Below are 20,486 nucleotides of genomic sequence, written 5' to 3'. Positions count from 1 at the left end.
TTATAATTTAACTGTTAAACCGAATGTAATTGTCCTTACTGATGGATACTGGGCTACATCAACCCCTCTTTGGAAGTTTCCGTTGGTATAACCTAACTCTGGCGTGTAGCCTTTGTATTTGGTTATAAAGAACAGGTTCTGACCAGATGCGTATACCCTTATGCTTTTTAAAGCAGCCTTTTTAGCCCAATTACCCGGTAGGGTATAACCTAAAGTGGCGTTTTTAAGACTTACATAACTTCCGCTTTCTACAAAAAGGTCTGATGTACGGTAGTTATCATTCGCACGATCAAGCGATAATCTTGGGATAGTATTGCTGGTACCCGGCCCTGTCCATCGGCCTAAGTCTTCGGCATACAGGTTAAACGGATAGGTTGGATCAATGCCCTGCATCCTATCGGCATTGTACAGGCTCACACCAAATACACCGGTAAAGTTTGCCGAGAAATCAAAACCCATGTATGATATGCTGCCTTGTAAACCGGCAGTAACATTGGGGTTGGGGTTGCCAAGGGTGGTACGGTCATTGCCATCAATCTGGCCATCACCATTTAAATCAAGGAAACGTACATCTCCTGGTTTAATATTGCCCTTACGGGAATCATTTTTAAGTGCCGGGTCATTATCAATATCAGCCTGGGTTTGGTATAAACCATTAGTTTTCCATCCATAAAATGAAGCTATTGGCTGTCCCTGGTAAGTTCTGGCAATTTCCTGGCTCGAGCGACCATATACAGTAGAACCAACAAATGTTCCTTCGCCGTTTAGCTTGGTTACCTTGTTTTTGATAAATGAAGCGTTAGCGCCAAAGGAATATTTTACCTTGCTGCCGCCCTGGTAGTTCAATTCAACCTCAACGCCATGATTGTTCATGGTACCGATATTCTGGAAAGGGATAGATACCGATCCAGCCGATCCAACAACAGGTGGAGCTAAAAGCATATCCTTGGTGTTTTTATTGAACCAGGTTAGCGTTGTGGTTAATTGGTTATTCAAAAATCCCGCATCTAAACTAATATTGGTCATGGCTGTGCGTTCCCAGGCAATCTCCGGGTTGGCAAGGCTGTAAACCGCAGCACCTGTGTAGCCGACACCACCAAACGTGTAACCATTGTTTTCATAAGTACTGCCAAGCCTGATTAAACTTGCATATTGAAATGTGCCTATATTTTGGTTGCCCAACTCGCCATAACCACCTGATAATTTCAGGTTGCTTATCCATGTTATATTTTTAATAAAAGCTTCATTTGATAGTCTCCAGCCCAAAGAGAATGCCGGGAAATACCCCCATCTTTTAGTTGGCGCAAATCTCGAAGATCCATCTGCACGGAAGGTTAATGTAGCTAGGAAACGACCGTCATAATCATAAAACAACCTGCCAAAACCAGATTGTAACGACGACTCATCAGGTATCACGCTTGAATTGAACTGGCTATTGCCCTGGCCAAGCACTCGTTGATCTTGCGAAGTGTCATCATATCCTAATCTGGATGCATTAAAACCGTATGTTTTGAAGTTTTGGTAGGAATAACCACCCGTAAACGTTACGTGGCTTTTGCCAAACACTTTATCATAAGTAAGGAATGACTCAAGCAATTGCGACGATAATTCGCCCTCGGTTTGTGTTAACGATGATGTGGTATTTTGCCTTGCCTGGTTAACATCCGCTATATTAAAATTGTATGACCGGTTCAAGGTACCATCATACGCATAGTTTACACGCAGTTTTAATTCTTTTAAAAACGAAATCTCGGCAAAAGCATTAGCCAGCGCGCGGTATTTTTTATTAAACCTGTCTGCCTCCTGTATGGTTGCATAAGGGCTGTTTATATCGCCCAACTGGTTGGCAAAAGCTTTTGATGTGCCGTAAGAACCATCGGCATTAACCAAAGGTATGGCCGGGTTAAAGCGCAGTGCGGAGAAGATAAGACCTGTTTGTGAATTATTATTATCAAAACCGTTATTATTAGCATAATTCAACTGGATATTTTCGCCCAGCTTTAACCAATTAGTTACCTTATGTTCTGAATTGATGCGGGTACTGAAACGTTTATAGTTGGTTTTGTCGATGATACCATCCTCATTATAAATAGAGGTGGAGAAATAATAATTGGATACATCATTACCCCCCGTAATATTTACATCACCATTGGTTACATGACCGGTTTTCATGATGGCCCGCTGCCAATCTGTTCTCTGAGTAGCATAGTAGGAATCATTCCATGGTGCATCAATAGTTGCACCATCATTGGTATAACGCTCCCTTTTCAATTTGTACAGGTCGGGCGCGGTAAGCAGGTCCAAATATTTGGTTGTATTAGAAAAACCGCTGTAAAAGTTAACATTGGTGGCTAATTTTTGATTGTAAGTACCCTTCCTTGTAGTCACTAACACCACACCATTGGCGGCACGTGTACCGTAAATAGCTGCGGCGGAAGCATCTTTCAAAATATCTACCGAGGCTATATCGTTTGGATTGATATCGCTTAGGGCATCAGGGCTATTGGTAGGCACTCCATCAATAACTACAAGTGGGTTTGCATCATTTACAGTACCGGTACCACGAATCCTGATACTTGGTGCTGCACCTGGTGAGCCATCATTACGCACAATATTTACACCGCTGGCACGGCCATCCAAAGCCTGTGCAGCAGAGGTTACCGGCAGATTTTGAATATCACCGCCTTTAACGCTGGCAACAGAACCTGTAATATCAACTTTTTTGCTGGTACCATAACCAACTACTACCACTTCGCCCAGTGCAGATGGTAAAGCTGTCATCACAATGTTCAGCGGCTGATCTCCGTTTATAGTTACAATCTTTTTTTCATAGCCGATATAGCTGATCTCCAGCACACCTTTGTCGGGGGCGTTAATCACAAAATTACCGTTAATATCGGTAGTGGTGCCCAGGTTGGTACCCTGCAGCCTAATGTTTACACCAATTAGCGGTTCGCCTTTGTTATCGACAACTTTTCCCTTAACAATAAGCTGGATGTTGCCGTCTTCGGGAGTTGAGATAATAACTACATGGCCATCGGTCATTTTGTAGGGTAGTTTATTATCAATAAGCGCACCTAATACCTGCTCAATTGTTGCATTTTGCACATCAAGATCAACCTTGCCCAATTTTTTAAGGGACGCGTAGTTGTAAAAAAAGCGGTAATCGCTTTGTTTTTGAATTTTGGTAAGTATACTACTTACATCTGTTTGCTTAATGCTGAGTGTGAATTTCTGTTGCGAATATACATTGGCCGAAACCTGCATACATGTAACCAGAATTAGAAAGAATACTGCTTTCATTAGCAAAATAACTTTAAGGCATACGGGGGCAAATGGACTTGCAAATGCCCTTCTTGTTTTTTTCATTACATTTGTTTTGAAAATTAATGGATAGAGTAAGCGCCTTCATAACACACTTACTCTTAATAATAAATCCCAGATTTTTGCGGGGAAGAGGTGCAACTCTTCCCTTGTTTATTTATGGGTTTTCAGGAATCTGATAAGTAAATGTTTCTCTTCATGTTTCGTAATTAAGTTAGTATTAGTTGGGGTATTTATTTTTTAAGCTTATAGGCCAGGTAAACAGTATTACCTTCAATTTTTGATTGAAATGGCATAATCTGTTTTAGGATCAATAGAGCACTTTCCAGGGTTTCGTTTTTCAGCACACCGCTGATCTGTTCCTTTTTAAGTGCTTCATCTTCAAATACGATGTGCACATCATATTTGCGTTCCATTTGCCGGGCAACATCTTCAAAATCATTATTAACAAACATGATTTTGTTCTCTGTCCAGGCATTTTCCTGGTAAATGTCATTACTAATATTGGGCAGTGTAGCCACTTCATATTTTATTTTTGCCACATCCACCTTAATTGCCGGGTGATTAGCCATTGGTAACGGGTTATTTATAGTGAGCTTTTCATGAGGCGATAAAATGATCTTCTTTTCAGGGTCGTCTGTTAACTCTACCTGCACCTTACCTTTCAATAAGGTAGTTTCGGTTGATTTATCATCCCGGTAAGCTTTTACATTAAACACAGTGCCTAAAACCTTTACAGTAAACCCGGCGGTGTGTACTAAAAATGGTTTCTTAGCATTTTTGGTCACTTCAAAAAAACCTTCTCCTTCTAAATTTACTTCCCGTTGCGCATTTGAAAAAACAGATGGATAGGTAAAATGGCTGCCGGCATTAAGTTTAACTTTGGTGCCATCTGATAGGGTAACCTGCATCATCTTACCAAAAGGTACATCAACTCTTTTTATAGTAACTTCGGTAATTTGCCGACCCGCCTGCTGCTTGTAATAAAACAAAAAGCTTAGCAAAGCAAACACCGTTACCGCCGCTGCCGAACCTATCCATTTCCAATAATTGAACGATCTTATATTATCATTTAATGTTTCAGTTGCTGATCCTTCTGCACTTTTGATTTTAACCCACAGCTCATCAAGCTTGTTGTTTATCGCCGTTACCTCTAAAATAGCATCATCCTTATTAATTGTGCTGGTTAAAGCATCCGTTACATGCTGTATCTTTTTATATCCCGGATACTGTTTTAAAAATAGTTCGAGTTCTTTTAATTCATCTTTACTGGCCGACCCATCCATGCTTTTGGCCATCAGCTCAATAAACCTTGATTTTCCCATAGTTTAGTTAATCTGATATAAAGACACCAAACAATTAAGATTTTCCTAAAAGATTTTGAAATAAAATTAAAATTTGTTTTACCTGGGTTTGTGCACGGTAAATTTGGAAGAAACTTAGCTAAGGACGCTTTCGAGTTTTTTAAGCGCGATGGATAATTGGGCAAATACCGTTTTGTTTGATAGGTCAAGAATAGATGCTACTTCGTTGCAGCTAAGCCCATCTTCTTTTACCATTTTAAAGATGAGTTTGCAGCGGGGGGGGAGGCAGTTAACAGCATTGATGATTTCTGCATGAAGTTCCTTACTGATAAGTAATTGTGCCGGATCTGCATTGAGATGAAAGTAAAAAGATTCGGCGATATTTAGTTCCCTGACCGTCCTGGACGAATTGCTGCGGATATGATTAAGGCAGGCATTTTTTACAACAACATATAAATATACCTGTGGGTTCCTGATCTTATCCAGGGTGCTGCGGTTGAGCCAGATCTTCACGAACACGTCGTTCACAATTTCCTCGCTGGCTTCATTATCGTCCAGAAAAGAATTAGCGAACTGGCAAAGCTTAACTACTTGTGCTTTGTAAAGCTCGTTAAATGCCGACTCATCATTATTAAATCGGATTAAGTGAACAAGCTCATGTATATTCAAAGTGACAGCCAATTAAAAACAATTTCTTGTAATGCATTACCTCGAGGCACGCAGTAAATGTAAAGAAATTATTACATACCGATAAAATGATAATAGAGGATCAATCAAAATAGATGAACCTACGACTATCTGTTATTTTTTGCAGATAAACGTGTAAAGGGATTGCCCTCATTAATTATTTGATTGTTTTAAACTAATCAAAATGAATCCATTAAGGGTATTCCGAGTAGGGTTATCAGAGCTTATCTTAATGGATTGAATTTTGGCAATTTTAGTTTACCACCATTTTAAAGGGAAAACTATCTTATCAACCGAACTCGCAATCATATCGGGTTTAAAGGCATAGTTGCCCAACGTTTCTTTACTTGATATGCCAGATAGTACTAAAATAGTTTTATAGCCCATTTGAACACCACCCTGTATATCCGTTTCCATGGTATCACCAATCACCGTTGTTTCTGCGGTTTCCAAACCCAGGAATTTGCGGGCCGATCTCATCATTACCGGGCTTGGTTTACCGGTTACAAATGCTTTTCGGCCGGTTGCTTCTTCAATCATGGCGGTTGTTGCCGCGATACCTAAATTGTTCCATCCCGGTTTTTTAGGAGAAGGGTCTCTGTTGGTTGTGATAAACTTTGCACCGGCAAGTATCATATCAACAGCCCGCTGCACCATTTCAAGCGTGAAATTACGGCCCTCGCCCAAAACCACAAATTCAGGATCCGAGTCGACAAGAGTGATGCCGTTTTCATGCAGGCTGGTTAATAAACCGCCTTCGCCCAATACGTAAGCTGTACCATTTGGGCTTTGGTCGCCAAGAAACTTTCCGGTTGCCATAGCGCTGGTATATACATGTTTGGTTTCTACAGTTATGCCCATTCTTTTTAATTTACGCACCACTTCCAGGCTTGTACGCTGGCTGTTATTGGTCATAAAAGCAAATGGTATATTATTATCTATAAGGTGCTTAATGAATTTATCGGCTCCTGAAATCAGCTCTTCACCGCTGTAGATCACGCCATCCATATCAATTAAAAGTCCTTGTTTCATGTTTTTGGTTTTAATAGTCGATTTATGCCTGCAAGATTACGTTGTAAATCAATAACATCAAATCCTTATTAAAAATAAACCTGCCGGGGAATTTTTAGGCCTGCATAACAGCTATGACGTGATTTATAGAACCATCGTTGTGAGTTTTACTATCCGGAGGACACTGAAAGGAAAATGACGTTTGAAAAGTTTGTCATCCTGAGGAGAAGGATCTATTCGCAGACTTGTACAGGTCGAAGAAGTATAGCGGAGAATAGATCCTTCAAATCGTTCAGGATGACAAAAGTTTTTTTAGTAAATACGCCATGGGTAGGTACGAAGCAATATCCAAGCTGTAAAGAGTGGACCTACAAGGTCGATCTACCTATGTGGAGATTGCTTCGTGCCTCGCAATGACCGTGGTTGTATGTGATTCATTACAAGTTAAGTAATTTTAGGCAGCCCCGAAGACTGACTTTGTATATGAAAGATACTTATTGCTTTGAGTATAGTGTTGAAGCCTTACAAGCCATTCGCCCTAACGGTTAATTCGGCAACATCAAGTACCTGTATTGCCTGTTCTTTTTCTTTGAGTTTAACGCCGTCGCTAAGCATGGTCATACAGAAAGGGCAGGCCGAGGCAACAATTTGTGCATTGGCATTTATTGCATCCTCAATTCTTTCGGCATTTATTTCTTTGTTTCCTTTTTCTGGCTCTTTAAACATCTGGGCGCCGCCTGCACCACAGCATAGGCCGTTGCTTTTGCAGCGTTTCATTTCAACCAGTTCAGCATCCAGCATCTCCAGGGCTGCACGTGGGGCCTCATACACATTATTAGCCCGGCCCAAATAGCAAGGATCATGAAAGGTGATCTTTTTGCCTTTAAAGCTTTCGCCGCCTTCGGCTTTTAGTTTTCCCTCATCAATCAGCTGCTGAATAAGCTGTGTATGATGAATTACTTCATAACTACCACCCAGGCCGGGATATTCATTTTTAATGGTGTTAAAACAATGAGGGCAACCTGTTACTATCTTTTTTACGGCGTAGGCATTCAATACCTCAATATTGGTCATGGCCTGCATCTGGAACAGGAACTCATTACCGGCACGCTTAGCGGGATCGCCGGTGCAGCTTTCTTCGGTACCCAACACGGCATAGCTGATGCCTACATGTTGCAGAATCTTACAGATATCGCGTGTTATTTTTTGCGCCCGCTCATCAAAGCTTCCGGCACAGCCAACCCAGAATAATAATTCAGGTTCTTTGCCTTCGGCAGCCATTTGCGCCATTGTAGGTATCTTTAGTTCGGATTTCGGATCTTCCATTTCGGATTTATTATTTTCCCAGGGCATATAAACCTTGGATTTATTTCATTAAGGCAAGCTTAAAACCGCCTGCTATTTCTCTGCCCAATTCAATCTATCGGCCTGGCTATATTTCCAGGGAGCGCCGTTATTTTCAACATTGCCAAACATACCATTCAGGCTGGCTGGCGCCTGTGATTCTTCCATCACAATGTAACGCCTCATTTCGGTAATAATGTTCAGTGGGTCGATGTTTACCGGGCAAGCATCTGTACAGGCATTGCAAGTAGTGCATGCCCATAATTCTTCCCTGCTGATGTAATCATCAAGCAATGATTTGTTGTCATTATGATCTTTGCCAAACTTATCAATATTATTACCCACCTCTGTGATACGATCGCGGGTATCCATCATGATTTTACGGGGCGATAGCAATTTGCCGGTGATATTAGCCGGGCAAACACTTGTGCATCTGCCGCACTCGGTGCAGGTGTAAGCATCCATCAGGTTTTTCCAGGTAAGGTCGGTTACATCCTTAGCACCAAAGCGACCGGGAGCCGTAGCCTCCGGAACAAAAGACGGGTCAAGCATGGCTTTTACCTCGTTGGTAACAGAAGCCATATTGCTGAATTGCCCTTTAGGCGTAAGTTTTGAATAGTACGTATTTGGAAATGCCAGCAGGATATGAAAATGCTTGGAATAGGGCAGGTAATTTAAAAATGCCAAAATGCCCGTGATATGAAACCACCAGCACCCGCGTTCAATCATTTCCAACGGTGTTGCCTGGTTGGGCAACAATGGGGCTATAAAACTGCTTGCCGGGAAACTGCCCGCTTTTAGATAGTGGCCAACGTGAAGGGCCTGTAATTTGTAATCGGCAGCGTTCATGGTTAAAAAAGCAACCATGAGCGATATTTCTATGATGAGGATATAGTTGGCATCCGATTTTGGCCATGCGGTCATTTCTTTACCGCTGAAACGCTTTAGGTGCACAATATTTCTTCTGGCTAAAAAAACAACGCAGGCAACAAGTACTAACACAGCCAGCACTTCAAATCCACCAATCAGGAAACCATACAAACTTCCCAACGGTTTTGAAAATATCCTATGCGAACCAAAGAGACCATCAATCATAATCTCCAATACCTCGATATTAATGATCACGAAGCCTACATAAATAAATATATGCATTACCGCGGCTAAGGGGCGTTTCACCATTTTGCTTTGCCCAAGGGCCACCTTGGCCATAGTTTTCCAGCGTATGGCCGGGTTGTCATTGCGGTCGGTATCGCGGCCCAACAGGATATTGCGCCTTATTTTACCCGCGTTTTTTGTGAACAGGTAAACAGCGGCAGCAAGAATGATAATAAATATTATTTGTGCAATCATTACTAAAAGTTTATTGACAGATTAGCTGCTTTTGGGATGCCTTGTTAATTGTTCAATGCTATCCCACATATCGTTAGTTACCATTTCCAGGCCATTAAACTGACCGGCACCCTGTAGCCATTCGCCGCCATCAATGGTTATTACGTCGCCGTTAATATAGCCAGAAAAATCTGAGATCAAATATGCGGCAAGATTTGCAATTTCCTGGTGTTTCCCTACTCTTTTAAGTGGTACCCTGTTTTTAAAATCAAATTTTTGTGCCATTTCGCCGGGCAACAGGCGTTCCCATGCGCCCTTGGTAGGGAATGGGCCGGGGGCAATGGCATTTGTACGGATCTGGTGCCGTCCCCATTCTGCTGCTAATGACCTGGTCATGGCCAATACGCCGCCCTTTGCACAGGCAGATGGCACTACGTAAGCAGAACCTGTAAAGGCATAGGTGGTAATGATATTGAGAATATTGCCTGCCATTTTTTCTTTTATCCAATACTTACCCAGGGCCAGTGAACAGTTAACAGAGCCTTTAAGTACAATATCAATAATGGTTGAAAACGCGTTGGCGGATAGCCGTTCTGTAGGTGATATAAAGTTGCCTGCAGCATTGTTTACCAGCGCGTTAACACTACCAAAGCTTTCAATAGCCTGTGTAAGCATATTTTCTACTTCATCATAGTTGCGTACGTCGCAGGCTAATGCCAATACCTTGCCGCCGGTTTCGGCCTCCATTTCTTTAGCTGTTTGTTGCAGCACATCCAACTTGCGGCTTGTAATTATCAAATTGGCCCCCAACTTTAAAAAGTAAGTACCCATAGCTTTACCAAGCCCCGTACCGCCACCCGTTATAATAATGGTTTTGTTTTTAAATGCATTTGCCTTCAACATCCCTTCTTCTTCATCGGGATGGTTCAAAAAGTCATTATTGCCAGGTGCTTGCATATAATTATTTGCTTTTAACAGGGTTCATCAATTTATCAATTATTTTTTGCAGCGTTAAGCGTGTTTCTGGCGCCCACCATTGCTGTAGCATCCTGTTTAAGGCAGCGCTTTGATCAACCTGTAGCTTTTCAGAAAGCTCTTTCCTGAAATTCATTTTGCTTTGGCTCCAGGTAGCGGGGTTCAATTTCATATATGCCCGTACTTTTTTTTCTGCCGATGCTAATACATCTTCAGCGGCACAAACCTCGTCAATTAATCCATCTTTAAGAGCGTCTTCAACGGTCAGCAATTTTCCCTCCAACAGGTACTGGTAAGCCTTGCGGCTACCTAACCAGAATGCATAAAGGTGAAATACGGTATCAGGTACTATGATGCCTACGGGAATCTCATTTAAACCAATAATGTATTGGCCGGAGGCCATAACCCGGTAATCGCTGCATAGGGCTATGATACAGCCGCCTGCGGGGCTATGCCCTGTTATTGCGGTTACAAAGGGCTTTTTAAAGTTTATCAAAATCGTTTGCAACAACATGAAACTGGTCCAGAAATCTTTGCTTTGTTCTTCGTTGTAGTTGTATACCTCCATTAAATCGATACCGGCAGAAAAGAAACCTTCTTTGCCGGTGATGATTAGTCCTGCTATGTTATCGTTTGCTTCAATATCCTTTACTGATGATATCAGTTCTGTGATCATTTCTGTATTTATGGGGTTGGATCGGCCCCTATCTAACGTGATGATGGCAAGGTTATCCCGAATAGTTAACTGAAGTGTATTCATTTACATGGGTTATAAAAAGAATAAGGAAGTGAAAATTAATGAGTAACAGCCGGATTGTCAATGTCGCTGGTATACATTTTTTCTATTTCTTTATCGTATTTTTCTAAAATAGCGCGGCGCTTCATTTTACCGGTAGGGGTAAGTTCCCCGCCGTCAATGGTCCATTCGTGTTGAATCAAAGTGAATTTTTTAACTTGTTCAACATGGTTGAACTCTGTGTTTAATGATTCTATAATTGATTGAAATAATGCAATTACGGTGGCATTAGTCACAATTTCATTATTGGAAGAAATATCGAGCTTGTTTTGAGTGCACCATAATTTAAGATTAGGAAAGGAGGGTACAATTAATGCCGATGTGAATTTTCTGTCTGCGCCAATAACCATCATTTGCTCAATAAACGGACTCTCCTTCATGCGGTTTTCAATGGGGCCCGGTGCAACATATTTACCACCTGATGTTTTAAAGATCTCTTTCTTCCTGTCGGTAATTTTCAGGAAACCATCTTTATCCAGTACGCCAATATCCCCGGTATGGAACCAGCCATCTTCCAGCACCTCGGCAGTAAGTTCGGGGTTTTTGTAATAGCCCACCATTACACTTGGTCCTTTAGTGAGTATTTCTCCATCGCTGGCAATTTTAACCTGCACATCTTTTATCAAGGGCCCAACTGTACCAAATTTTCTGTGCGCAAGGTCATATCGGTTAACGGAAATTACCGGGGAGGTTTCTGTAAGGCCGTAGCCCTCTAAAATAACCATGTTAGCGGCGGTAAATATTCGCTCCAATCTAACGGGGCATGCTGAACTACCTACAACTATCGCCTTTATATTGCCGCCTATTGCTTTGCGCCATTTACTGTAAACAAGCTTATCGGCAATAGCTAATTGCAGTTTATACCAGGGGCTTTTACCGGTAAGCTCAAACCCCTCTGCAATTACAATTGACCATAAAAAGATTCTCCTTTTTATGCCTGTAAGTTTTTGCCCTTCAATGATGATTTTTTCAAATACTTTTTCCAATAAGCGGGGTACTGCTGTAAAAATATAAGGCTTTACCTCCTTCATATTAAAACCAATAGTCTCCATACTTTCGGCATAATAAATAGAGAAACCGTAAAAGAGATAAATATAGGTACACATTTTTTCGAAAATATGGTTAAGCGGTAAAAAGCTTAACGCGCGTTTATTTTCTAAAGGAATTTGATCCAGTACATCGCCCGATCCGGTTACATTATTTACAATGTTTTTGTGGCTAAGCATTACGCCTTTGGGGCGCCCAGTGGTGCCCGAGGTGAAAATGATGGTAGTTACATCATCTTCCTTAATGGTGGCGCTTATTGCATTTACTTTTTCTTTGTCGGCGTTCGTAATAGGTTTAAGCAGCTGTTTCCAGCTTTTACAGTCTTTTAAATCATTAAAAGAAAAAATGGATTTTAAGGATGGCACATGATCAATTACGGTATTTACCTTGCCGCAAAGGTCGGCATCACTTACAAAAATGCACTTAACCTCTGCTTCAATTAAAATTAGCTCAATTTCCTTTAAGCTGCTGTTGGGATAAAGAGGAACCAGTATGGCGCCTATTAACTGAACCGCCAAATCAACTATGACCCACTCGGGTCTGCCGTTACTGATCAGGCCAACCTTATCCCTGCCTACCGTGGTACCATCACCGGCTGATATGCCCATCCCGAGAAGAGCCACAGCTAATTGATAGATTTTTTCATGTACCTCGGTTGTACTGTAGGAAACCCATACACCGTTTTCCTTGGCGTTTAACAGGTCGGCTTTAGGATTTTGGGCCTGTGTGCTTATACAATCAAACAATCTTGCTACATTCTTCATATAACCTGTTTTAAAATATTAAATGAGCCCGGTTAGAAGCAATATTTATTTTGTTCAATCAGTTTTGCCGCAATTCTTCTGCGGGCAGCGGTGGTGTTGATATCCTCCGTTTTGGTAAAGCGTTTTAGGCCGGTCATCATCATCCTTCGTTCATCGCCTTCGGCAAAAGCATTCAATGCTTCTTTACCTGCTTTAAATATTTTATCACCGGCATCCCTTATATAAACCTGCATCATATCAATCTGATCCTTAACAGCATCTTCACCACGCTGGCCGGCTAATTTTTCTACCCTCAGCTGGATTGATTCACTGGCATAGGTTTCAATAACCATATCGGCAATATTCATCAAAACTTCCTGCTCTTTAGCAAGGTTGGCCATCAGTTTTTGAACGGCTGCACCTGCTACCAGTAAAATAGCTTTTTTAAAGTTTGATACATACTTTTTTTCTTTGGTGAAAAGATCTTCCTCAACAATATTAAAATCAGGAATGCTCATTAATTCGGTAGCAACTGTTTGCGCCGGTCCCATTAAATCAAGCTCGCCTTTCATAGCGCGCTTCAATATCATATCTACTGTTAAGATACGGTTAATTTCGTTAGTACCCTCAAATATGCGGTTAATGCGGCTATCGCGATAAGCCCTGTCCATTGGTGCTTCTGCACTGTACCCCATGCCACCATAAATCTGTACGCCTTCATCCACAATATAATCGAGCGCTTCTGATGCATGTACCTTTATAATTGCCGCTTCAATAGCAAATAGTTCGGTGCCTTTAAGTTTGGCTTGTGATGCATCCATGCCATGTTCAATTAAGTTATGTGTGGCATCTTCAATGTTCTGGCTTGCCCGGTACATGGCAGATTCGGCGGCGTATGCGCGGATAACCTGCTCGCCTAATTTATAACGGATTGCGCCATATTTTGCAATAGGGCGGCCAAACTGCTCACGCTCGTTGGCATACTTAACAGAACTTGTTATAACAGATTTGGAAGCCCCCAATGCAGCCCCGCCTAATTTTATGCGGCCAAGGTTAAGAATATTTACCGCTATTTTAAAACCGTTACCCCGTTCCGAAAGCAAGTTTTCTACCGGTACTTTACAATCATTAAAAAATACCTGGCGGGTTGAGCTGCCCTTAATGCCCATTTTGTGCTCTTCGGGGTTAAGGGATAAGCCCTCAAAACCTTTTTCAACAATAAAGGCGCTCAAATTTTCGTCATTGTCAATTTTGGCAAAAACGGTGAATACATCTGCAAAGCCCGCATTGGTGATCCACATTTTTTGCCCGTTGATGAGGTAATGTTTACCATCGGCAGATAGTGTAGCGCGCGTTTTGCCCGAGTTTGCATCTGAACCCGCACCCGGTTCGGTAAGGCAATAGGCGCCTTTCCATTCGCCGGTAGCCAGTTTAGGAATGTACTTATTTTTTTGTTCGTCGTTACCGTAATATAGTATAGGCAATGTACCAATACCCGTATGGGCCATAACCGCTACCGAAAATGATGCCCCCGGACCGGTTTTTTCGCTGATAAGCATTGCTGTGGTAAAATCCTTACCAAAACCGCCATATTCTTCGGGGATGGAAACACCCAGGATGCCCAAATCGCCCGCTTCGTTAACTAAACGAATCATCAGCCCTTCTTCCTGTAAATCTATACGATCAAGCACCGGAACAACTTTTTGTTCCACAAAGTCCTGGCAGGTTTGGGCTATCATCAGCTGCTCTTCATCCCAGTTTTCAGGAATAAACACATCTTCAGCATTTGTTTCTCTTACCAGGAACTCACCACCCTTTAAATGCTTGTTTTCTGTTGCTGTGCTCATAATTGTATGTATTTAATGTTTTTTATCTTAATTTAATAATTCAAATATCCCTGCGGCACCTTGTCCAGTACCAACGCACATGGTAACCATGCCGTATTTTTTATCCCTTTGTTTCAGCTCATCAAAAAGCTGTACAGAAAGTTTGGCACCGCTGCATCCCAGCGGATGACCCAATGCAATAGCGCCACCGTTAACATTTACGATATCGGGGTTTAAGCCCAGTCCCTTTATTACTGCTAATGATTGCGATGCAAAAGCTTCATTCAGTTCAAAAAGGTCTATTTCATCTTGTTTTAGGCCCGCCTTTTTTAATACTTCGGGAATTGCATACAAAGGGCCAATACCCATAATTCGTGGTGGAACACCAACAACGGCATAGTTTACCAAACGGGCAATAGGGGTAAGGTTGTTTGCTTTCATAAAACGCTCACTTACTACCATTACAAAGGCGGCACCATCGCTGGTTTGTGATGAATTACCCGCAGTTACCAGCCCTTTGGCGTCAAACACAGGTTTAAGTTTTGCTAATGCTTCTATAGAGGTATCGGCACGCGGCCCTTCGTCTGTATCTATTATAAATGATCTTGTTTTTCTTTTTCCAGTTTCGTCAACATAGTTTTCAGATACATTAACCGGAACAATCTGATTTTTAAATTTCCCCCCTGCAATAGCACTGATAGCCTTTTGATGCGATTGGTAGGAAAACTGGTCCTGCTCATCGCGGTTAATATTGTATTCCCTGGCGACAGCTTCGGCGGTTAATCCCATACCCCAGTAATAATCGGGATGTGCTATGGCAACATCGGCGTTGGGTACAATGCGCCATCCACCCATGGGTAACAGGCTCATGCTTTCTACACCACCGGCTATAATGCAATCGGCTATGCCAGCATGTATTTTTGCCGATGCGATGGCAATAGTTTCTAAGCCCGAAGCACAGTACCGGTTCACTGTCATCCCTGGAACTTTATCGGTATCCAGAGCCATCAACGAGATCAGTCGCGCCACATTTAAACCTTGCTCGGCCTCGGGGGTGGCGTTGCCTACAATCACATCTTCAATTTGCTCTTTATCCACATTGGGTACAGATGCCACTAATTGCTTAATTACTTCGGCAGCAAGGGTATCCGGTCGGGTAAACCTAAAACCGCCACGGCTTGCTTTTCCAACTGCACTGCGGGATGCTGCTACTATATATGCGTTCATTTTGTTGTGTTTAGATTAGTTTCTTAATGCTTTTCCGCCGGTTAAAATGGATTGTATCCGCTCTAATGTTTTGCGTTCGGTACAGAGTGACAAAAAGGCCTCGCGTTCCAGGTTCAATAAATACTCTTCACTTACCAATGTTGGCTGCGATAGATCAGCACCTGCAAGTACGTATGCCAGTTTTTGTGATATTTTAACATCATGCTCGCTGATATAATTACCGCTAAACATGGTATTGGCGCCTACATAAGCCAGCCCAAGCGCCTGTTTACCCAATACCCTGATATCCTTGCGCTGAACAGGCTGCACATAGCCTTCATTGGCCATTAACAGGCATTGCTTTTTAGCTTCGGATAACAGCCTGTTGCGGGATACAACAACTATGTCCCGTCCTTTTTTCAAATAACCCAGCTCAAAGGCTTCCTGTGCCGAGGTGGATACTTTAGCCTGGCCAATGGTCAGGAACCTGTCGCGGAAATTATTTAACTCGATGTCGCCATCCTGTAACTCGTCACTTAAACGCAGGGCAAACTCTTTGGTGCCACCACCGCCGGGGATCAGGCCAACGCCAAATTCAACCAAACCCATATAAAGTTCGGCATGCGCCACTACCTTATCGGCATGTAAACACAGCTCACAGCTGCCACCTAAGGCCATTTGATGGGGAGCGGCAACAACAGGGATAGAAGAATACCGGATACGCATCATTGTGTTTTGAAATGCTTTGATCACCATATTCAATTCATCAAATTCCTGCTCAACGGCCATCATAAATATCATCCCTACGTTGGCGCCTGCACTGAAATTTCCACCTTCGTTGGAGATAACCAGCCCTTTATAACTTTGTTCGGCAAGGGTAATGGCCTTATTGATGCCTTCTATCACCTCGCCGCCAATAGTATTCATCTTAGTATGAAATTCCAGGTTAATGATACCATCGCCAAGATCGGTTATAGTAGTACCGCTGTTTTTCCAGATGGTGTTTGCCGCGCGGATGTTATCCAGCAGGATGAAATCTTCGGTACCTGGGATCACCTGGTATGCTTTGGATTTGATATCATAATAAAGGCGTTTGCCGTCCTGTATTTTATAAAAGCTTGCTATGCCGCTTTGCAGCATAGCATAAACCCATTGCGCGGGTTTATGGCCCCCGGCTTCCATCGCTTTAACAGTGGCTTCAACACCCAGTGCATCCCATTTTTCAAACGGACCTGTTTCCCAGCCGAAGCCGGCATTCATGGCGGCATCTATTTTATATAGTTCATCAGAAATTTCGGGGATACGATTACTGGAATAGGCAAACAGCTGGTAAAATATAGCACGGTAAAAATCTCCGGCTTTGTCTTTAGCTGCAAACAGTATCTTCATCCGCTCTTTTAAATTATCAACCGTTTTGGTTGTTTCAAGCGATGGGAATTTTACCTTTTTAGATGGCTCGTATTCAAGCGATTTTAGGTTGAGCGTGTAAAATACGTTTGCGCCGTTAATTTTTTCTTTTTTATAAAAACCTTGTCCGCTTTTGCTGCCCAGCCAGTTGTTGGCCACCATTTTGGTTACAAACTCCGGGATCTGGAACTGATCTTTAGCCTCATCATTGGGAACGCCCTGGCTTAAGCCGTTTGCCACGTGCACCATGGTATCTAAACCTACCACATCGCTGGTACGGAAGGTAGCCGATTTAGGATGACCTATTACCGGCCCGGTAAGTTTATCAACTTCTTCAATGGAGATGCCGGTTTTTTCTGCATAATGCAAGATGCTCATGATGCTGAACACTCCAATACGATTGCCGATAAATGCAGGCGTATCTTTTGCTAATACTGTTGTTTTACCTAAGTATTTTTCGCCGTAGTGCAATAAAAAATCAACCACTTCGGGCAAGGTATCACTGGTAGGAATCACCTCCAGCAGTTTCAAATACCTGGGTGGGTTAAAGAAATGGCTGCCGCAAAAATGCTTTTTAAAATCGTCACTTCGTCCTTCGGCCATTAGGTGAATAGGTATGCCAGATGTGTTGGAAGTGATGAGGGTACCGGGTTTACGGTATTTCTCTACATTTTCGAATACTTTTTGCTTAATATCAAGTCGTTCAACTACCACCTCAATTACCCAGTCGCAACCGGCGATTTTGGGCATATCATCATCAAAATTTCCGGTGCTGATATTTTTAGCCACGGCCTTTGAATAAACAGGAGAGGGGTTTGATTTTAAAGCCGCTGTCAGCGCATCATTTACCAGCTTATTTCTTGATTTGGCATCGGCATCTTTTGGTACAATATCCAATAGCAGTACTTCCAGGCCAATGTTTGCAAAATGGCAAGCTATACGGCTGCCCATCACACCCGAACCCAATACAGCTACTTTTTTTATAATTCGTTTAGCACTCATGTGTTTATGCTTGTATTAATGTAGATAGATCTTTTTATAATATTTATTCTGCTCTCTCCCAGGTAGTGGTACGCCCAAATAGCGAGATGCCGATATAACCCCTTATATCAAGCGTTTTACCTTTATGGGTAATTTTGCAGCTATAAGTTTTACCGTTGTTAGGATCATAAATTTTACCGTTTGTGTATTTATTATCACCATCTTTTTCAAAGCCAGATAATACAGGCAGGCCAAGCCTGGGTCGGGTGCGTAATTTTTCGTCGCTGTTAAGCTCATCAACTTTGGGCTTGCCATTTTTTAATGGTTCTTTAAGCCAAACCACCTTGCCATAAAACTTGCCATCCTTTTCTTTCGTTATCTGTATTTTGGCACTTTTAACATCATTATACCACAAGCCTTCAATTTTGTCTTTTTCGCTCTGTGCTTTGGTTACAAACCCCGCGGATACTACGGTGAGCATTATTAATACTAACCTGGTGAGATGTTTTTTACAAACTAACATTGTTTTAGGGTTATAGCCATGTGATTAAATAATTCTAAAAAGCACCTGCATGAAGCTCTATGCAACAAGGCAGTAGTCAAATGCTTCTTAATAGAAAAACTTAACCACCTGAGCGGTGAATAATTTATAATTGGTTTATGTTAACAAATATCCTATTAAGTAAGGGATTCTATAGGGCCATATGGCGGAAACATTTGTCAAAATTTCGGTTGTTTTAATTGCAGTTTAGGCCGGGCGTTTTAACTGTTCAATTAGATCAATGTAATCAGCCATCGCGGTATCGGGCGTTATTCCTGTTAAACTTTTCCATGCTTCATACTTGGCCTTATTTACAAAATCAAACATGTTTGGTACAGGTGTATCGGGGCTTATGTCACCGTCGGTAGCCTGCTTGTATAAGCTATATAATTTAAGCAGCGTTTCATTATCCGGGCGTTTGGTTAGTTCCTTACTTTCTTTAACGGCTGTTTCAAAGTTTTCTTTCAAACTCATGGTTGTAATTTTATGGTTAGTTAATTTAGGGGTATTATTCTTTTGGTTTGGGGAAATCTTCAACATAATCGCTGCTCCGGGGCGAGTGCATAAACAAGCTGCTTAACTCAACAGGTAATATGGTTAACTTTCGTTTCTCCATATCAATCCAGGCTCCTTCGGTAATAATTACCGCAGCTTTGATGCCATCACCACGATACAGGTCATGCCTGATGGTCCAGCGAGATCCATCTGCCCTTGAGCGGGTAATTTCACAGCTTACAGTAACATAATCGCCCAACGCTATTTCGCGCAGGTAAAATAGTTCCTCCCTGAAAAGCACCGGGCCTATTTTATATCCAAAAAGTTTTATGGGATTTAAGCCTACTTTTTCGAGCATATTCAACCTGGCCTGTGCGGCAAGATCGGCATAGGCCGAATGCCTCATGTGCTGGTTGGCATCTATTTGTGACCATAGTACCTGGCCTTCATAAAAAACGTGCATACTATTATTAATGATGTTGTTCTTTAAACTTTTTTACTGCTGCTGTCAGTTTTGGCAAAACCGCCATAGCATCGCCTACGACACCATAATTGGCCGCTTTAAAAAACGGAGCTTCGGGATCTGAGTTAATTACAACAATAGTTTTTGAACCATTAACGCCTGCCAGGTGTTGAATAGCGCCAGATATACCTACTGCTATATAAAGATCAGGGCGTATAGTTCCCCCGGTTTGCCCCACATGCTCATGGTGAGGACGCCAATGTGTATCGGCTACCGGGCGTGAGCATGCTGTTGCAGCACCAAGTTCTTTTGCGAGGTCCTCTATCAGCCCCCAGTTTTCGGGGCCTTTCATGCCTCGGCCACCAGATACTACAAGGGTAGCATCAGTAAGCGCTATTTCGCCTGTAACTTTATTTACGGCGGTTACCTTAATTCCAAAATCCTTTTCGCTAAAGCTGATATCCTGTTTCTCTATCGTCGCCTTACCATCAGTTTTACTAAGCTGGAAGGTATTCGGCATCAGCATAATTACTTTTACATCGCTTAGTACATTAACCCAGGCAAAGGCCTTACCCGAAAAAACGGACTTTTTGATAGCGAACCCTTTCTCCAGGTTGGGGTAGGAGAGCGCTCCGGCTACTATGCCTGCCTTTAGTTGCGCCGCTACCCTTGGCGCAACCGCACGGCCATTAATATCATAAAGTGTTATAATGATCTTGCTATCCTCTGCGCGGGCAATATTTACCAAAGCGGTAGTATAAGCACGGGCGTGAAGCTCATCAAGGCGGTTATCGGCAATATGAATTACCTTGCTGGCTCCATAGTTTCCTAACGCCTCCATTTCTGCATCGGCTATGCTTCCTAAAACAACCGCCGTTACGGTAGTTGCCGTTTGTTGTGCAATTTGGGCTGCATACTGCACGGCTTCAAAGCTTTTCTTTTTTATATTTCCTCCGGTATGTTCTACCAATACAATTACAGACATGTGTTTTAATTTAGTTTGATGT

Annotated in this window: 16 protein-coding genes; all 16 read right to left on the bottom strand. The window is 42.3% G+C overall.

Features of this window, described 5'->3' with window-relative positions:
• Positions 1-3,369 carry a TonB-dependent receptor gene (locus tag Q0R88_RS09520; protein ID WP_295715436.1) on the bottom strand — a complete coding sequence of 1,123 codons (3,369 nt, stop codon included), beginning with the start codon at positions 3,367-3,369 and terminating at the stop codon, positions 1-3.
• Positions 3,370-3,557: 188 nt separating this feature from the next.
• Entirely contained in the window at positions 3,558-4,649 is a 1,092-nt protein-coding gene (locus Q0R88_RS09515) for a FecR domain-containing protein (protein ID WP_295715434.1), read from the bottom strand.
• Between the two features lie 114 nt (positions 4,650-4,763).
• Complete coding sequence (locus Q0R88_RS09510; RefSeq protein WP_295715432.1) at positions 4,764-5,297, bottom strand: RNA polymerase sigma-70 factor; 534 nt, start codon at positions 5,295-5,297, stop codon at positions 4,764-4,766.
• A gap of 276 nt (positions 5,298-5,573) precedes the next feature.
• Positions 5,574-6,347: an HAD-IIA family hydrolase gene (locus Q0R88_RS09505; protein WP_295715430.1), complete on the bottom strand. Its 774-nt coding sequence runs from the start codon at positions 6,345-6,347 to the stop codon at positions 5,574-5,576.
• Positions 6,348-6,848: 501 nt separating this feature from the next.
• Positions 6,849-7,652, bottom strand: a complete 804-nt coding sequence (locus Q0R88_RS09500; protein ID WP_295715428.1) for a (Fe-S)-binding protein — start codon at positions 7,650-7,652, stop codon at positions 6,849-6,851.
• A gap of 72 nt (positions 7,653-7,724) precedes the next feature.
• Positions 7,725-9,020 carry a (Fe-S)-binding protein gene (locus tag Q0R88_RS09495; RefSeq protein WP_295715427.1) on the bottom strand — a complete coding sequence of 432 codons (1,296 nt, stop codon included), beginning with the start codon at positions 9,018-9,020 and terminating at the stop codon, positions 7,725-7,727.
• A 21-nt stretch (positions 9,021-9,041) separates the two neighbouring features.
• A complete protein-coding gene (locus tag Q0R88_RS09490; RefSeq protein ID WP_295715425.1) occupies positions 9,042-9,956 on the bottom strand; it encodes an SDR family oxidoreductase in 915 nt (304 codons plus the stop codon).
• Positions 9,957-9,960: 4 nt separating this feature from the next.
• Positions 9,961-10,734 carry an enoyl-CoA hydratase-related protein gene (locus Q0R88_RS09485; RefSeq protein ID WP_295715423.1) on the bottom strand — a complete coding sequence of 258 codons (774 nt, stop codon included), beginning with the start codon at positions 10,732-10,734 and terminating at the stop codon, positions 9,961-9,963.
• Between the two features lie 35 nt (positions 10,735-10,769).
• Complete coding sequence (locus Q0R88_RS09480; protein ID WP_295715421.1) at positions 10,770-12,581, bottom strand: long-chain fatty acid--CoA ligase; 1,812 nt, start codon at positions 12,579-12,581, stop codon at positions 10,770-10,772.
• Between the two features lie 32 nt (positions 12,582-12,613).
• The gene (locus Q0R88_RS09475; protein WP_295715418.1) at positions 12,614-14,407 is read right to left on the bottom strand and encodes an acyl-CoA dehydrogenase family protein; all 1,794 of its coding nucleotides are present in this window, start codon (positions 14,405-14,407) and stop codon (positions 12,614-12,616) included.
• A 27-nt stretch (positions 14,408-14,434) separates the two neighbouring features.
• Entirely contained in the window at positions 14,435-15,613 is a 1,179-nt protein-coding gene (locus Q0R88_RS09470; RefSeq protein WP_295715416.1) for an acetyl-CoA C-acyltransferase, read from the bottom strand.
• Positions 15,614-15,628: 15 nt separating this feature from the next.
• Positions 15,629-18,001, bottom strand: a complete 2,373-nt coding sequence (locus Q0R88_RS09465) for a 3-hydroxyacyl-CoA dehydrogenase/enoyl-CoA hydratase family protein (RefSeq protein WP_295715414.1) — start codon at positions 17,999-18,001, stop codon at positions 15,629-15,631.
• Between the two features lie 43 nt (positions 18,002-18,044).
• Entirely contained in the window at positions 18,045-18,461 is a 417-nt protein-coding gene (locus tag Q0R88_RS09460) for a DUF2147 domain-containing protein (RefSeq protein ID WP_295715412.1), read from the bottom strand.
• Between the two features lie 267 nt (positions 18,462-18,728).
• The gene (locus Q0R88_RS09455) at positions 18,729-18,995 is read right to left on the bottom strand and encodes an acyl-CoA-binding protein (protein WP_295715410.1); all 267 of its coding nucleotides are present in this window, start codon (positions 18,993-18,995) and stop codon (positions 18,729-18,731) included.
• 34 nt (positions 18,996-19,029) lie between these two features.
• Entirely contained in the window at positions 19,030-19,479 is a 450-nt protein-coding gene (locus Q0R88_RS09450; RefSeq protein ID WP_295715408.1) for an acyl-CoA thioesterase, read from the bottom strand.
• 7 nt (positions 19,480-19,486) lie between these two features.
• The gene (locus Q0R88_RS09445) at positions 19,487-20,464 is read right to left on the bottom strand and encodes an electron transfer flavoprotein subunit alpha/FixB family protein (RefSeq protein ID WP_295715407.1); all 978 of its coding nucleotides are present in this window, start codon (positions 20,462-20,464) and stop codon (positions 19,487-19,489) included.
• Between the last annotated feature and the right edge of the window lie 22 nt (positions 20,465-20,486).

This window comes from Mucilaginibacter sp. (assembly GCF_025362475.1).
In the GTDB taxonomy this organism is placed as follows: Bacteria; Bacteroidota; Bacteroidia; order Sphingobacteriales; family Sphingobacteriaceae; genus Mucilaginibacter.
The sequence above is the reverse complement of the archived record's forward strand: the minus strand, read 5'-3'. Positions and strand labels throughout refer to the sequence as shown.

Coding starts and splice junctions, on each gene's coding strand:
- Q0R88_RS09480 (WP_295715421.1), bottom strand. CDS start 12,581: ATGAAGAATGTAGCAAGATTGTTTGATTGTATAAGCACACAGGCCCAA.
- Q0R88_RS09505 (WP_295715430.1), bottom strand. CDS start 6,347: ATGAAACAAGGACTTTTAATTGATATGGATGGCGTGATCTACAGCGGT.
- Q0R88_RS09485 (WP_295715423.1), bottom strand. CDS start 10,734: ATGAATACACTTCAGTTAACTATTCGGGATAACCTTGCCATCATCACG.
- Q0R88_RS09450 (WP_295715408.1), bottom strand. CDS start 19,479: ATGCACGTTTTTTATGAAGGCCAGGTACTATGGTCACAAATAGATGCC.
- Q0R88_RS09520 (WP_295715436.1), bottom strand. CDS start 3,369: ATGAAAAAAACAAGAAGGGCATTTGCAAGTCCATTTGCCCCCGTATGC.
- Q0R88_RS09475 (WP_295715418.1), bottom strand. CDS start 14,407: ATGAGCACAGCAACAGAAAACAAGCATTTAAAGGGTGGTGAGTTCCTG.
- Q0R88_RS09460 (WP_295715412.1), bottom strand. CDS start 18,461: ATGCTCACCGTAGTATCCGCGGGGTTTGTAACCAAAGCACAGAGCGAA.
- Q0R88_RS09495 (WP_295715427.1), bottom strand. CDS start 9,020: ATGATTGCACAAATAATATTTATTATCATTCTTGCTGCCGCTGTTTAC.
- Q0R88_RS09445 (WP_295715407.1), bottom strand. CDS start 20,464: ATGTCTGTAATTGTATTGGTAGAACATACCGGAGGAAATATAAAAAAG.
- Q0R88_RS09470 (WP_295715416.1), bottom strand. CDS start 15,613: ATGAACGCATATATAGTAGCAGCATCCCGCAGTGCAGTTGGAAAAGCA.
- Q0R88_RS09500 (WP_295715428.1), bottom strand. CDS start 7,652: ATGGAAGATCCGAAATCCGAACTAAAGATACCTACAATGGCGCAAATG.
- Q0R88_RS09490 (WP_295715425.1), bottom strand. CDS start 9,956: ATGCAAGCACCTGGCAATAATGACTTTTTGAACCATCCCGATGAAGAA.
- Q0R88_RS09465 (WP_295715414.1), bottom strand. CDS start 18,001: ATGAGTGCTAAACGAATTATAAAAAAAGTAGCTGTATTGGGTTCGGGT.
- Q0R88_RS09515 (WP_295715434.1), bottom strand. CDS start 4,649: ATGGGAAAATCAAGGTTTATTGAGCTGATGGCCAAAAGCATGGATGGG.
- Q0R88_RS09455 (WP_295715410.1), bottom strand. CDS start 18,995: ATGAGTTTGAAAGAAAACTTTGAAACAGCCGTTAAAGAAAGTAAGGAA.